At 61.3% G+C, this 14,375-nt stretch carries 13 protein-coding genes and 2 pseudogenes; 2 read left to right on the top strand and 13 right to left on the bottom strand.

From position 1 onward, the window contains the following. Positions 1–291 precede the first annotated feature (291 nt). Together CFE428DRAFT_RS41170 and CFE428DRAFT_RS41165 are read right to left on the bottom strand one after the other, a co-directional pair. Positions 292–858 (bottom strand): annotated as a pseudogene (locus CFE428DRAFT_RS41170) (DUF1549 domain-containing protein); the annotation flags it as partial. Beyond that, entirely contained in the window at positions 771–1,343 is a 573-nt protein-coding gene (locus tag CFE428DRAFT_RS41165) for a c-type cytochrome domain-containing protein (RefSeq protein WP_202797454.1), read from the bottom strand. The gene CFE428DRAFT_RS41165 and the pseudogene CFE428DRAFT_RS41170, both read right to left, overlap by 88 nt. A 97-nt stretch (positions 1,344–1,440) precedes the next feature. Here CFE428DRAFT_RS41165 and CFE428DRAFT_RS33875 point away from each other — a divergent pair, with 97 nt between their 5' ends. Then, positions 1,441–2,169: a GntR family transcriptional regulator gene (locus CFE428DRAFT_RS33875; RefSeq protein WP_083805204.1), complete on the top strand. Its 729-nt coding sequence runs from the start codon at positions 1,441–1,443 to the stop codon at positions 2,167–2,169. On the opposite strand, the gene CFE428DRAFT_RS17040 is transcribed toward CFE428DRAFT_RS33875, so the two are convergent. From CFE428DRAFT_RS17040 to CFE428DRAFT_RS17010, 9 genes and pseudogenes are all read right to left on the bottom strand, one after another. Then, on the bottom strand, positions 2,166–3,662 hold the full coding sequence (locus CFE428DRAFT_RS17040) for a DUF1501 domain-containing protein (protein ID WP_202797453.1): 1,497 nt from the start codon (positions 3,660–3,662) through the stop codon (positions 2,166–2,168). The genes CFE428DRAFT_RS33875 and CFE428DRAFT_RS17040 overlap by 4 nt on opposite strands. A gap of 4 nt (positions 3,663–3,666) precedes the next feature. Next, positions 3,667–4,443 (bottom strand): DUF1553 domain-containing protein, encoded by a 777-nt coding sequence (locus tag CFE428DRAFT_RS38945; protein WP_006980847.1) that lies wholly within the window; start codon positions 4,441–4,443, stop codon positions 3,667–3,669. Beyond that, on the bottom strand, positions 4,388–6,709 hold the full coding sequence (locus CFE428DRAFT_RS17035; RefSeq protein WP_006980846.1) for a DUF1549 domain-containing protein: 2,322 nt from the start codon (positions 6,707–6,709) through the stop codon (positions 4,388–4,390). Before CFE428DRAFT_RS17035 ends, CFE428DRAFT_RS38945 begins: the two co-directional genes overlap by 56 nt. Positions 6,710–6,764: 55 nt before the next feature. After that, entirely contained in the window at positions 6,765–7,415 is a 651-nt protein-coding gene (locus CFE428DRAFT_RS17030) for a response regulator (protein WP_006980845.1), read from the bottom strand. A 7-nt stretch (positions 7,416–7,422) separates the two neighbouring features. Continuing rightward, the gene (locus CFE428DRAFT_RS39870; RefSeq protein ID WP_237705515.1) at positions 7,423–7,812 is read right to left on the bottom strand and encodes a sensor histidine kinase; all 390 of its coding nucleotides are present in this window, start codon (positions 7,810–7,812) and stop codon (positions 7,423–7,425) included. An 88-nt stretch (positions 7,813–7,900) separates the two neighbouring features. After that, positions 7,901–8,029 (bottom strand): annotated as a pseudogene (locus CFE428DRAFT_RS41160) (histidine kinase); the annotation flags it as partial. Further along, the gene (locus tag CFE428DRAFT_RS17020; protein ID WP_006980843.1) at positions 7,986–9,416 is read right to left on the bottom strand and encodes a discoidin domain-containing protein; all 1,431 of its coding nucleotides are present in this window, start codon (positions 9,414–9,416) and stop codon (positions 7,986–7,988) included. The pseudogene CFE428DRAFT_RS41160 and the gene CFE428DRAFT_RS17020, both read right to left, overlap by 44 nt. A gap of 50 nt (positions 9,417–9,466) precedes the next feature. Beyond that, on the bottom strand, positions 9,467–10,390 hold the full coding sequence (locus tag CFE428DRAFT_RS17015) for a dihydrodipicolinate synthase family protein (RefSeq protein WP_006980842.1): 924 nt from the start codon (positions 10,388–10,390) through the stop codon (positions 9,467–9,469). A 9-nt stretch (positions 10,391–10,399) separates the two neighbouring features. Continuing rightward, complete coding sequence (locus CFE428DRAFT_RS17010) at positions 10,400–11,623, bottom strand: MFS transporter (RefSeq protein ID WP_202797452.1); 1,224 nt, start codon at positions 11,621–11,623, stop codon at positions 10,400–10,402. 76 nt (positions 11,624–11,699) lie between these two features. Between CFE428DRAFT_RS17010 and CFE428DRAFT_RS37465 the strand changes: the two genes are divergently transcribed. Beyond that, a complete protein-coding gene (locus CFE428DRAFT_RS37465; RefSeq protein WP_006980840.1) occupies positions 11,700–12,437 on the top strand; it encodes a GntR family transcriptional regulator in 738 nt (245 codons plus the stop codon). Positions 12,438–12,471: 34 nt separating this feature from the next. Here the strand turns inward: CFE428DRAFT_RS37465 and CFE428DRAFT_RS17000 are convergent, their stop codons facing one another. Both CFE428DRAFT_RS17000 and CFE428DRAFT_RS16995 read right to left on the bottom strand, forming a co-directional pair. After that, positions 12,472–13,470 (bottom strand): galactose oxidase, encoded by a 999-nt coding sequence (locus tag CFE428DRAFT_RS17000; protein ID WP_042725229.1) that lies wholly within the window; start codon positions 13,468–13,470, stop codon positions 12,472–12,474. Positions 13,471–13,522: 52 nt separating this feature from the next. Continuing rightward, positions 13,523–14,278, bottom strand: a complete 756-nt coding sequence (locus CFE428DRAFT_RS16995) for an RraA family protein (protein ID WP_006980838.1) — start codon at positions 14,276–14,278, stop codon at positions 13,523–13,525. Between the last annotated feature and the right edge of the window lie 97 nt (positions 14,279–14,375).

Here is a 14,375-nt window from a genome sequence, read left to right as displayed (position 1 = left end):
GGAATACATGGCCGGTTGCCCGTTCTTCGGCTGTTCGATCTGCGTCACTCCGGGCAGCGCCGGGTTCCCCGACGGCGGCGTGTTCTCGTCAAGCAACAGCACCCGCCTCTGTTCCGCGAGCGGCCGAAATTGCGCGAGCTTCGCATTCAAAGGCGCCATCTCCGCGCGCAATGCATCCGCCTGCTTCATCCGTTCCTGGTAATCCGCCGGCCGCATCGGCCGTTCCTGATGACGCACCCCTTGGAACACCGCCGTGACCGAATAGTAGTCCGCTTGCGAGATCGGATCGAACTTGTGATTGTGACAACGCGCGCAGCCAAGCGTGAGACCGAGGAACGTGCTCGCCGTGGTGCTCACCATGTCATGCAATTCATCCGCGCGCTGCTGGGCGGTGAGCACCGGATCGGGACTCTTCACCGCATCGTACGCGCCCCCCACAATGAACCCGGTCGCCGCATCCACTCCAAGCGCATCGCCAGCCAGTTGCTCCCGCACGAAGCGATCGTAGGGCACATCATCATTGAAGGCGCGAATAACGTAGTCGCGATAAGGCCACGCGTTCGGCCGCGCCCGGTTCATTTCGAAACCGTTGCTCTCGGCGAACCGCACCACATCCAGCCAGTGTCGCGCCCAGCGCTCGCCGTAGTGCGGGAACGCCAGCAGGCGCTCCACGAGCTTTTCGTAAGCCTTGGGATCCGGGTCGGAAACGAACGCCTCGATTTCTTCCGGCGCCGGCGGCAGCCCCAAAAGATCGAAACTCAGCCGGCGAATCAGCGTGCGCCGATCCGCCTCCGGCGAAAGGGTGAGATTCTTTTCCGCCAGTTTCGCGAGGATGAAAGCATCGATCGGATTGCGCATCTTCGCTTTCGCATCCTTGATCGCTGGAACCTCGGATCGCTTGAGCGGCAGAAGGACCAATGCGTCTTTCGCGGATCGGAGGCCTGCGCCTCCATCGGCCAGTTCGCGCCTTGATCGATCCACGCCCGCAGCAGGCTGATTTGTTCCGCCGTCAGCCGCTCGCCCTTTTGCGGCATCAGCATGTCCTCATCGAGTCCCGCCACAAAATGAATCAACGGACTCTCCGCACTTTTGCCGGGAACGATATTCGGCGCGTGATCGTCGCCGCCCTTCAGCGCCACATCCTGCACGTCCAGGCGATACCCACTCTTCTGCTTTTCCGGCCCGTGACACTTGAAGCAGTACTTTTCAAAAAGCGGACGGACGTCCTTCGCAAAATCCACCGGACGCGCCGCTGGCGGTGGCAACTTGGAAACATCCACCTCCGCTGCGCACAGACCGTGGGCGAAGAGCAGGAGCGGCAGAAGGAGCAGGGAGCGTTTCATGGGTGGGGCCAAACAGGATTGTATGCAAAATTGTTTTTGTATACAACTTTCCGCAGAGCGAATACGTTAGCCGAAAATTTTTCTTTCCCAAAAAGCTTTGCTTTCCCACCCCTCCAACCCCGCACCGGTCGCCAAGCCCGCCTCCACCGCGGAGCCGATCTTCAAGCCTGATCTCGTCCGCCGCATGCTCCTGAATATCTTCGGCGGCACCTGGCGACCTGGGGAGCGTCTCCGCGAGGAAAGACTGGCCACAGATTTTCATGTCAGCCGCACGCCGATCCGGGAGGCCCTGCAGGAACTCGCAGCCGTCGGCGTCATCGAATTGCGCCCCAATTGCGGCGCCGTTGTCACCCCTTTTGGCCCACGCGAGGTGGAGGAGATCTACGAAGTGCGCGCCCTGCTGGAATCGGAGGCTGCGCGATTGGCCGGCGAGGCCGTCACCGCTGAGGAATTGCGAGAGTTGCAGGATGAGGCCACCGAATTGCTTGCCACTTCGTCCACCTCCGCGGCGTGGTCACAGCGCGCCTGGAAAGCTGATCGACGCCTCCACGACCTCATCGCCGCGCGCTGTCCCAATCGCCGATTGGCCCGCGAAATCGCGCGCTACGAAACTTTCGTCCAAATCGTTCGTGAGACGGTCGGCAATCGGCACCGCTTTCAGGACACCGCAATCAAGGAACACAAGGCAGTCCTTGCCGCCCTGCTGCGGCAGGATGCAGAGAAAGCCGCCGCGGCCATGCGCACACACGTCCATAACGCCGGAAAGATCGCGGTGGATGCGATTCGCCCGATCCTCGCTCCACCAGGAAAGGATATCTCTCACTAGGCGATCAATTCTTCGATGACGTGCCCGTGCACATCGGTCAGGCGACGGTCGATGCCGTTGTGCCGATACGTCAGCTTCGTGTGATCGATCCCGAGTTGCCGCAGCAGCGTGGCGTGGATGTCGTAGACCTCCGTCGGATGCTTCCGATCGAGCGGCTTGTACCCCCATTGATCGCTCTCGCCATGCGTGGTCCCGCCTTTGATCCCGCCACCACAAAGCCAGTTCGTAAATACATACGGATTATGGTCGCGCCCCTTGCCGCCTTGGGATGACGGCATGCGGCCAAATTCCGTAGTCCAAAGAATGATCGTATCCTCCAGCATCCCGCGCTGCTTGAGATCCTGAATGAACGCTGCGCATCCACGCGCCATTCCCCGGGCCAGCGGTCCGTGATCACGCCGCACATCCTCGTGCGAATCCCAGTTTCGCCGCGGGAAACCGTTGTCATTTCCGCTCCACACCTGCACGAAACGCACTCCGCGCTCGAGCAGTCGACGCGCCGCCAGGCACTTCTGCGAAAAGTAGAAGTTCTCTTCCTCCGCATTGATCTCCTTCGGCCAGGTCTGCGCTCCACGATCGAGACCATAGAGCTTCAAAATGTGCTCGGGCTCCGTCTTGAGATCGAGCGCCTCGGGTGCGGCGAGTTGCATCTTCGCCGCCAATTCATAACTGCGAATGCGTGCTTCCAACCGCTGGTCCCCTTCCCGCGTCGCCGCATGCTCGCGATTCAAGTCAGCCATGAGTCGCTGCGCCGCGCTCTCGCCTTCCTGTGTAATGTAGTTGCCGGCTTTGTTCGGGAAAAGGTCGGCGATCGGCGTCGCCGTTCCGGGATAAATAATCGTCCCGCTATGCTGCGACGGCAGAAAGGCCGAATCCCAATTCTTCACGCCGTTGGAAGCAAAGCCGCGATGATCCGGCAACACCACAAACGTCGGCAGGTTGTCATTCATCGAACCCAATCCATAACTCACCCAGCAGCCTGCTCCCGGAAAGCCCGGCAATTGAAATCCCGTCGCTTGCAAGAGCGTCGCCGAGCTATGCACTCCCGACTTGCCGACCACATTGTGGATGAACGCCATGTCGTCCACCACCGAACCCAGCGGAGCGACGACCTCGCTGAGCATCTTGCCGCTCTGACCGTAGGGTCGAAAATCCCAAACCGGTTTCAGCCACGGCCCCAGCCCATTTTGAAACGCCTCCACGTGCTCACCAAAATCGCTCGGCTGTCCATCACGCTTCACCAATTCCGGCTTGTAGTCGAAGAGATCGATATGGCTGGCCGCACCGGCCATGAAAAACTGCACCATTCGTTTCGCCTTCGCCGGATACTGTAGCTTGCCGGTCAAAAGACCATCGGTCGCCAGCGCCCGATCCGTGCCCAGTAGGGAGGCGAGCGCCAGCCCACCGAGACCGCCGCCGGAGCGCCACAGAAATTCCCGCCGGCTCAGCCCGCACCGCTCGGGCATTCGATGAAAAGGAGAGTCGTTCTTCATGGCATCAATCGACGAAAATGAATTCATTCAGGTTCAGCAGCACGCGGCAGAGATTCGGCAGGCCGTTGGCCTGCGCGAAGGCAGTCAGATGTTCGTGGTCCGCCGCACTCGGCGCGTGGCCGAAAGCCAGGCGATACGCTCGCTCCACTTGACCGGCAACGTCCGGCGCCTCGCCCTCTACGCGCTCCGCAAAGTGCCGCGACTGAGTCACCATGAAGCCATCGTTCAGCAACGCCAGCGCCTGCAGGGCCGAGAGGCTTTCGTTGCGTCGATCGACGCGCATCGACGGGTCGGCACAATCCAGCGAGGTCATCCACGGCTGCGTCTGCGAACGCACGATGAAGCGGTAGATCGACCGCCGCCAGGTCTTCCGGTCCTCCGGATCAGCCAGATCATATTCGTAGTGCGGGGAATGTTCCGGATGCTCGATGACGAAATCCTGCCAACCCGGACCACCCATCGTGAGATCCAGCTTTCCACTCATTGCGAGCACCGAATCCCGCACCGCTTCTGCTTCCAGCTTGCGCCGGTTTTGCCGCCAGAGCAGTGCGTTATCCACATCGATCTTTTCTCCTGGCGCATTGGACGTGGAAACCTGCTTGTAGGTCGCGCTGGTCACAATCAGCCGATGCAGTTGCTTGAGCGAGCCACCGCTGTCGCGGAAATCCGAAGCCAGCCAATCGAGCAATTCCGGGTGCGACGGCAGCGCTCCGTTGCGGCCGAAGTCATTCGGCGTCGTCACCAAACCGCGCCCGAAATGATACTGCCAAACGCGGTTCACGATGCTTCGCCACGTGAGCGGATTCCGCTTGTCCGATAGCCAGTGCGCGAGCGCCCGCGCGGCGATCGCCCTCCGGCGCATCCGGCGCGAGCGCGAAGCGCGCGGGTTCAAAGCTCAATGCGCTCAAGGCCCCCGGCACCGCTTCCTTGCCCGGCTGCGTCACCTGTCCGCGAGCCAGAACAAAGATCGGCCGCGGCTTGCCTCCATCCGGCCCAGTGCCACGAAAAGCCCCGGTGCCGGTGTGAATGCCGCCCGCGTAGACCACACTGGGTGGAGGCAGTTTCTTCAAGTCGTCGCTCACCCGCGACTTTTCCGCCAGCAACGCGGCCCGCTTCGCCTTGGTCTCGTCATCCGCAAAACTGAGGAGCAAGGCATCGCGCTCCTGCACCAGTTTCTCCTTCTCGTCCGCCGACGCCGCCACGGGCGCGATACCATCGGTGAGATTCATCTTCCGCCAGCGCGGCGGCGCTTCGATCGAATCGAACGCCGTCACCGCTTTACCCTGCGCGACATTATTTCCCGCAGCATCGAACACTTGCAGTTCCGCGAGAGCAAAAATGAAGTCGTTCTTGCGCGGCGCCAACTTCGTCGCCGTGACTCGCACATAACGGCCCCCGATCCCGTCATCCTTGGCCCCGCCGGTGGTGAAAGGCTGCAGGCCAGGATTCTTGAAATCGTTCATGAACGTCTCGTCATGCCGCCGCCAAAGCAACATCACGCCCGTCTTGAATTCCGGGTCATCGCTCGCCTCGACTTTGAATCGCACTGGAAAACCAAAGCCGGCGCCGACGGCGTTGAAATCGTCGTAACAAGGGCGCAGCGTCACGTAGTTGATACCGACGTGTTTGCCGAGATCGACCTCTACCCACTTGGTCGCGTCCTGCGTCTGGGATATGGCGCTGTGATATCCGAAGTCCGGACTCGTATTGCCCTGCTTCTTAGCCGCTACGCTGGAGGCGCCATCGATCTTGTGGGTCAATGCCGCAAACGCTTCACCGGCCTTTTCCTGTAGCGGCTTTTCCAATTCGGCCAACTGGCTCTCCACTTGTTGCTGCCGTCGTTGCAGCTCCCGGAAACGCGCATTGGTCGCATCGTCCCGATAGTATTTGCGATCCGTGCGATCCAGCGCCGCGAAGTCCGCCTGCAACGAATAGTAATCCTCCTGCGTGATCGGATCGAACTTGTGATTGTGACACTGCGCGCAATGCACGGTGACGCTGCAGAAAGTGCCGATCGTATTCGCCACCATGTCATCGCGATCCAGATGACGCGCGATCTTCCCGTCGACCTTCGTCTCCGGCACTTCGCTGTGGCCAATGTAATCCCACGGCCCCGCAGCGATGAACCCGAGGGCCTCGATGCCATCCCGCGTATTCGGAAAGAGCACGTCGCCCGCGATCTGCTCCTCCACGAAACGCGCATACGGTTTGTCCTCGTTGAACGCGCGGATGACGTAATCGCGATACGGCCACGCGTTCGGCCGCGGCTTGTCCTTGTCGTAACCATGGGTGTCGCCGTAGTGCACCACGTCCAGCCAGTGTCTCGCCCAACGCTCGCCGTATCTCGGGGAGGCGAGCAATTTATCCACCAGCCGCTCATACGCCCCCGGTGAAGTATCCGCGGCGAAGGCGTCCATTTCTTCCGGCGTTGGCGGCAGGCCGGTGAGATCAAAATAGAGCCGGCGGCACAGCGTGCGCGCATCCGCTTCCGACGACGGCGAGAGATTCTTTTCGGCGAGCTTCGCCCGCACGAAGGCATCGATAGGATTGCCCGGGCCCGGCACCGTCGGTCGCACGATCGGTTTGAGCGACCACCAATCCAACGGATCGCGCTTCGGCTTGCCCGCACTCTCCGGCCAGACGGCGCCTTGGTCGATCCAGGCCCGCAGCAATCCGATCTGCTCGGCACTGAGCGGGTCCCCTTTCGCCGGCATCTTCATGTCTTCATCGAGTCCGCCGATAAACTGAATCATCGGACTCTCGGCGCTCTTGCCGGGCACGATATTCGGCGCGTGCTCGTCCCCTCCGGTCATGGCCGCGTCTTTGACGTCCACCCGCCAGCCACCTTTCTGCTTTTCGGGTCCGTGGCATTTCTGGCAGCGCGATTCGAGAATCGGCTGGATGTCCCGGGCAAAGTCGACCGCCCGCGTCACTGCCGGCGGCAACTTCGTCAGATCGAGCTTCTCCGCTCCGAAAACCGGTTGCGCCAGCCAGGCCACCGAAAGCAGGGCAAGGCTCCAAGTCCGGGCAGAAACGGAAAGTGACATGCGCCTACTCTACGTTCCGCCTCCATGCCCACCATCACGCATGCGCGGGATGGGCTCAGACCAACTTTTCCTTCAACGCCTTCGCTACCGCGCCGGTCCGCGTATTCACCTCGAGCTTCTGGTAGATATTCCGCAGATGGGTATCGACCGTGTGAAAGCTGAGGTCGAGTTGCGCGGCGATTTCCTTTTTTGTTCGGCCTTTGACCATCGCTTCCAGAATCTGCGTTTCGCGGGTGGTCAGGCCGTAATCGCCGTCCCCCCGCGTCGGCGCGAAGCGGGCGAACATATCGAGAACGCGCCGGGCGATGCGGCCATTCATCGGCGCCCCCCCCGCGAGGGCATCGCGGATCGCCCGGGCAATCTCTTCCACCGGCGCCGTCTTCAGCAAATACCCCGCGGCCCCGGCACAGATCGCGCGGAAGATTTTGTCCTCATCCTCAAAAACCGTCAGCACGATGATCCTGGCCTGTGGCGCCTGCTCCCGAAAACGCGCGATCCCATCGAGCCCACTCATCCCCGGCAATCCGACATCGAGGAGGACGACCTGCGGTGCAGGCTGCCGCGACAGCGCGGCGAAGGCGTCCTCACAGGAGCCAAATCCACCGAGGCAATGAAAGCCGTCTTCCTGGTCCAGCGCGCGCATTACCGTCCGGCGAAAAGTCGCGTTGTCTTCAATCAACCAGACAGTGATGGATTCGGCGGCCATGACGAAATCAAGTGTGTTCCGGCTGCGCAGCAGAATCCAATTTCGCGCGCAATGTCACGACTGTTCCTTCACCGGGTTGGGAGGCAACCCTCAATTCTCCTCCCAGCGCCTGCGCACGCTGTCGTTGGCTCGTCAGGCCGTGTCTGTCGTCGCGCCGTGCACATCGAGCCACTCCCGTCATCGAAATCTCCATCACCAATTCGCCGTCTTCGTCGGCCAGGCGAATCGTCACCCGCTGCGCGGAGGCATGGCGGCGAATATTGTGCAACGCCTCCTTGAAAATGAGCAGGATCTCGCGCTTCCACTCGAGAGAAAGAGAACCAGTCAGCGCGTCGCCGTCGAACTGCCATTCCAGCCCGGCCAGCATCAGCGCCGCCGTTTCGCGCAGCTTTGCCACAAAGTCCCCAGCTTCCTCCGCGCCTGGCCTTAATGAGCCAGACAATATCCCGCATGGAATTCGCCGTGTCACGAGCGACGCGATTGATCTCGGCGAGATCTTCCTGCGCGGGGCCTCCCTCCTGTTGCGCGAGATGGCTAAGCAGCGCAATCGTGGCCAAATTGCTCCCGATCTCATCGTGCAGATCGCCGGCGATGCGCTGTCGGAGCTGGTCCACTTCCCTTCTCCGCGCCTGCGCTCGACGCTGGGCCCACCAGATGATCATCACTACGCCTAGCAATACCAGCGCCGCAACCCAACGCGTCACACGCGTCATCAAGTTCGCCGCCAGGCGTGCTCGCTCGTCTTCGAGTTGATGCAGTTCGTTGCCGATTTCCCGGGCGTCGCGACAAACCTCGCAGCCAACTCTCCAGCTCGAGAATGCGGCCCTGACTGTTGAAGCCGTCCACCAGAAAACGGCCCGACCAGGTATACGCCTCGATGCTATCGAGAAACGTGACCGCAGCCCCAAGCGCCACATTCTTTCCGCCCGAGTAGGCTTCCAACTCGGCGAGCGCGAAGATGTAATCGTCCGACCGTTCCCACAGTTTGGTCGCGGTCACGCGGATATACCGTGCGCGGACGTCTTTAATCGGAACGCTCACGGGATTCTCCGCGGGATTTACAAAATCCGTGCCGGTCTGATCGAAGATCATCACCGGTTGGCTAAAGGCCTCATCGTTGGCCGCCTCGACGCGAAATCGCGGTGGAAAGCCAAACCCACGTCGCGCCGGAAAATTATTGGGCCGCGCCGGGTAAAGCCGCACCTCCTCGAGCGGCATTTCCGCTCCGAGATCGACCTGCACCCATTTTTCCACATCCGGCGAACGCGCGATTTGCGCGTGCCAGCCATTGCCCGGCGCACGACCGATTGCCACCGGCGGACCGAGGACGCTCTGGCCGTCGGTCGCATTGGCAGGCTCCCACGTCGGCGGGTTGTTGTAAGCATCACTCACCGTCACGTTCACGTGCGCGCCGACATCCATCCCCTCTCGCAATACGAAGACTTCACCGAGCGCAAAAAGGGCCGTATCTCCGCGCGGCCACAAACGCGTGGCGGTGATGCGAATGAACCGGCCTGACGCGCCCGGCGTGGAGAGAAACACCGGAGCGTTTCCTGGATTCGGAAAGTCCGCATCGTCGAACGCCGCCAGCAAACGTGGTTCCGAGAAGGCGACATCGTCGGACACTTCCACGCGAAAGCGCTGCGGGAAGCCGAACCCCGGTCCGGGATAGGCCCCGTAGGCGACATCCACCGGCACGAGCACCACTGAGTCGAACTTCGTTTCCCCGCCCAGATCCAGTTGCAGCCATTTGGTCGCATTGGCGCTGCGGGCAAACAAACTGTGCCAGCCAAGATGCTCGCTCTGCTGCGAGACGGGCGCCTTCGGCAGGGTCACCAATTCCGCGCGCAACTGAGCCTCTCGCTCCGCAAGTTGGCGATAATCCTGGCTCAGTAGGCGCGCCGCGGGCTCAAACCAGCGCGACTCCTCCGCCAAAGTAGCGGACGCGGCCAGCCACTGCGCAACAAGCGCACAGAGGAACAGCCAGCAACGAGGAAACATGGCGGTGAGCAGACCCACTCTTCGCCATTCACGCAAGCCACTCGTCGCGCTCAGCCGCGCGAACACATCTGGAAGAAGCCGGCGGCCTCGAGTTCGGCGCGCATTTGCTCTTCGCGTTTTGGGCTCAACTCCCGGAGCGGCAGCCGCACCGGACCACAATCGACGCCGATCATTTTCATCATCACTTTCCCCGCGGGCGGACCACCGTAGCGAATGAAAATCTGGATGATCGCATTGGCCGCCGCCTGCCTCTCTCGCGCCAGGGCGAGGTCGCCTTTTTCAAATGCTGCGATGATTTCGTGAAAGATGGGAGCGATGAAATTGTAGGTGCTGCCGATGGCTCCGCGTGCCCCGAGGCTAAGACCCGCCACCAGGATTTCGTCGCGGCCGAAGACGATATTGTAGCGACCGCCCTCCAAGCGCACGCATTCCGAGAAATCCATGAGGTTTTCGAACGTGAACTTCACCCCGGCGAGATTCGGAATGCGCGGCGCGGCGGCCCGCAGGAAATCGGCGGCCGGGATATTCACGCCCGTCATCGAAGGAATCTGGTAATAATAAAACGGCAGCGCGGGCGCCGCCGACGCCACCTCGGCACAGAACATCGCAAGGTCCTCAGCGTTCCCCGGCTTGAAGAAATAAGGCGCCAGCGTGGATGTGCCTTGAGCGCCGATCTTTTGCGTGTGAGCGGCCAGCGCTCGCGCATCTCCCAGTGAGGTGTGCCCCACGTGCACGACGACCTGCAGTTTCCCTTCCGCGACTTGCTGCCAGCGCTCCGCCACCCGCATGCGTTCCTCCACGGTCATCGAGATCCCTTCTCCTGTGGTTCCGCAGACAAAGGCGCCGGAGACACCGTTGGCCACCAGCGAGGCCACTTGTTTTTCGACTGCTTGCAGATTCAAGCTGCCATCGTTGTGAAATGCGGTGAAAGGGGCGGAGATCAGCCCGGTGAGCGGTGCGGTGAAGTTCGACATAGGAAAATATCAGGCGGCAACTCCGCGATCGCGGTCTCGCGGGCGGAGCAGAATCATGAGGATCGCGGCCAGCAGGGCCGGAATGGCGCAATAAGCGAAACTCACGGCAAACGGAGTCCCGTTGTCCTTGAGCTTGCCGAGATACGGCGTGATCAGCGCCCCGGCAGCCGTGCCGAAGAAATTCATCAAGCCATAGCCCGTCGCCCGGAAGCGAGGCGGCGCCACCTGGCAGAGAATGGGCATGCTGTTCGCATCGAAGAGACCGAAGCCGAATCCGTAGAGAGCGGAGCACACGATCACGAATCCAAAACCCGGCGCCAGGCCGAGGCCGATGATGACCACCGACTTGAGGAAAAGTCCGGAAGCGCTGACCCACGTGCGACCGTAGACGCTACGCTTGAACAAGTAATCCGAGAGCCGTCCGCCCACAACCACACCGAGAAAGGCCGCTCCGGAATGGCTGATCGTCGCCCACAACCCGGAGCTCTTTTCATCGAGGAAAAAGCGTTCCTGCAGCAGCGTGGGCAGCCAGTTCTTCACCGCCCAGCCGGGAAGACTCGGCAGCGCAAAGCAAAGGATCAGGATGATGTAACCTACCCATGCCACCGACGGTCCTCCGCCGTCTGCGCGCAGTTCCGGCGAAGTGGTCACGGCGCCACGGTCCTCCTTTTCGCGGAGAAAGAACGCAAGGACGATCCCGTAAGCTACCCCTACACACCCGCAACTCGCAAACGCTGTGCGCCAGGAGATTTCTTGCGCGATCCATCCACCGACACCGCCTAAGGCTTGCCCCACATAGATGCCGCTCATGTGGATTCCGATGGCCAGCGAGCGGGTGGCGCCGTGATGGTAGTCCGCGATGAGAGACAACCCGGCAGGGATGTAGAGCGCCTCACTGACGCCCATCGCCCGACGCAGCCAGAGCAGCGTAGTCAGATCATGCGCTGTGCCCATGAGCAGGGTCACGCTGGACCACACACCGAGGCTGCCCACGATGAGCCATTTCCGATTCATCCGATCCGCCACAAAGCCACCGAGCGGACTGCAGAAGGCATACACCCACAGGAATACACCCATGAGCGTTCCGTAAACCTCGTTGCTCTGCAGTTCGACGATATCCTTCTGCATCGAGAGATGCATGGTGGCGAGCATTTGGCGGTCGAGATAGTTCAGCATGGCGACCGGCCAGAGAAGGGCGACGACGAGCCAGGCTTTGCGAGTGGAGGAGCTCACTGGGAATCGACTGGGGGAAAAAGGCAGCAGTTCATCTTTCGTTGCATACGTTCGCATACTGTTGTATGCAATTGAAATGTTGAAGACGACCTCCCGCTCTCCACGCCCTCTTCCCCGCAATCGCGGCGCTCTCGCTCTGGCCCGCCAGCACATCCTGACGAAAATCGGCAACGGCGCTTTCCCGGCAGGCGCTTCGCTCTCCGAAATCGCGCTCGCTACCGAGCTCGGCATCAGCCGCACACCCATCCGCGAAGCCCTCGGCCAGCTCATCGCCGAAGGCATGCTGCAAAAGACCAGCCGTGGCGCCATCGTCGCGGAACCCACCCGGCAGGACATCATCGATCTCTACGAATTGCGCGAGGCCCTCGAAGTTCACGCCATCGGCAAAGTCGCCGGGCAACGCCTCAGCGCCCGAATGCTCGAACCGCTCAATGGCCTCGTCGAGGAATTGCGCACTATCGTCGCCGACCTGAAAAAATCCGGGACACCCGCTTTGGAAGGCAACGATTTGAAACGATTCGTCACTGCGGATCTCCATTTTCACACGCTTCTGCTCCAGGCCGCCGGCAATCAGCGGATGCTGAAAATCCTCGATTCCACCAGTCTTCTTCTGCGCGTGTTTGCCCTCCCTCGCGAGCACCACACCCTCGCGTTGGTTTCCGAGGTGTATCACTTCCATCGGCGGATTCTCGACGCCGTGGCGAAAGGTCAACGGGGAGAAGCCATGCAATTGCTGGGCGAACACATTCGGCTGAGCCTCGAGGAGCGGCTTGCCGATTTCGACAGCGCCGAGCGATCGCGGCACGGTTGGTGAAGAAGCAAGATTCCGCACGTCGGTTCCTTTTTCACTAGTGGAGCCGCAGCGACCATACCTCCGGTGTCCGCACTCGCGGGCGCGCTTCGCCATTGAGAAATACCACCCGGTCGTGCCACAGCACGGTCGGCACCGTCGCGCGAGAAATCGGCACCGTGTCGAGTACCGTCCACGTATCGGTCGAAGAATCGTAGCTCAACGCGTTGCGCGGAAAACCCGGATGCTTTTCCACCGGTTGGAACGTCACGTTCAGCCCATCGTCACCCGTGATGACCAGCAGTTTCGTTCCAATCGTCGGGACCGGCGAAGGCGCCGCGACCGCGGCGCGAGGAAGATCGGAGAGCCGCTTCCAGCCTTGCTCCGAAGTGTAGCGATAAGCATCGCGCAAATACTCGCGTACCGGCTTGCCATCGGCATCGGCGGCCAACTTGGTCCCACTGAACAAATAGAAGGCGCCATCGAGCGCCCCCGCCACCGCGAGCATCCGCTCGGGCCCTGGCCACGGGTCGAGTTCGCGCCAGATCGGTTCCTGTGCATCAAGATCGAGCGCCCAGAATTTGTGCAGCGCGGTCGTGTCCTGCGGCGTCTCGATCCCGCCGGCGAGATAGATCGTCCGCCCTACCAAGGCTCCGCAGGCATTGGCGCAGGGCATCGGCAGGCTGGGCAGGGTTTTGCGCTGCAGCGCACCACCCTTCATGTGCAGCAGAAAGGCGCTCGCGTAATGCCGCTTCGAATCGCTGCCTCCGAGGCAGATCAGGCCATCGTCCGTGCTGATGGAAACGCCATAGCCCAGTGGACGCGGCAGCTTGCCCGCCTTGCGCCAATTCGCTTTCGGATCATCGAGCACGAAAATGGAGTCGTACCATTTCTTCACGAATGGTTCCTTCCATTTATCGCCCTGGATATTCGCGCCGCCAGCGACGATGAGCGCACCTCCGCTCACCCCGGCAAAAGGGCCGGCGAAACCTTCGTGATCAGGGATCGGCGGCAGTTGATCCCACTCCATCTGTTGAGCCGGCAAATGAGTAACCATCAGGAGACCGATTGCAGCGCGAATCGCCAAACGCAGGGCAGACCACATGCGTTCACCACTCCCCTTTCCGACCGAATTTGGCCCGCGCGTTCTCGCCAAACTTCCGCCCCGCTGCGTTGATCGCCGCCAGCACCTCGGCGGACGATTTACCGGCAACATCCCGCGCGGCGGGAATCAGCGTTTCGCATTCATTGGTATCCATGAAGCGCGCCGCCTCGAGCAAACGCGACTCATCCTCCGGCGGAACCGCGAGGAAGCCATGTTTGTCGGCATGAATGAGTTGGCCTGGCTGAACCTTGCGACCGAAAACCTCGACTTCGCAGTTCCACCGGATCGGGCAGGAGAAAGCGTGGCCCACGCACATCCGCCGCGCGAGGGCCTTGAACCCCGCATTGGTCATTTCATCCAAATCGCGGATCGCTCCATCGATGATCGTTCCCACGCAGCCCAGCGCGCGATGAATGTTGCTGTTCACCTCTCCCCAAAAGGCACCGATGGTCCGTGGCCTGTCGATATCCTGCACGACGACGATCTTCGGCCCTGGCACGCTGGCCACATATTCCCGATACTCGCTCCAGGCGTTGGGATTCCTTTCCGGATGCTCGGCCTTGCTCGGCTCGACCATCACCGTGATCGCATAGCCCACCATCGGTCCCATCTGCGGCATAAAATCACGCGTCTCTTCGAGATTGAAGCCGACCGCGCTGGCGTCATGTTTCGTGATCTGCTCCCAACCATTGTAAATGGTCGGCGTGTTCCAACGCTTGAGTTGCAGAATTTCGGAGTGAGTGGGTCGGGATGGGTTCATTTTGGAAGAGCGAGAAACGTGAACGGAGAGTGGGTGGATGCCGATCTCCGAGCGGCATGGGAAAAGCCCACACGCCGGAGGCGTCCATCGGTGGAAA

Origin of the sequence: Chthoniobacter flavus Ellin428, from assembly GCF_000173075.1 — a bacterium.
Classification (GTDB): domain Bacteria; phylum Verrucomicrobiota; class Verrucomicrobiia; order Chthoniobacterales; family Chthoniobacteraceae; genus Chthoniobacter; species Chthoniobacter flavus.
The sequence above is the reverse complement of the archived record's forward strand: the minus strand, read 5'-3'. Positions and strand labels throughout refer to the sequence as shown.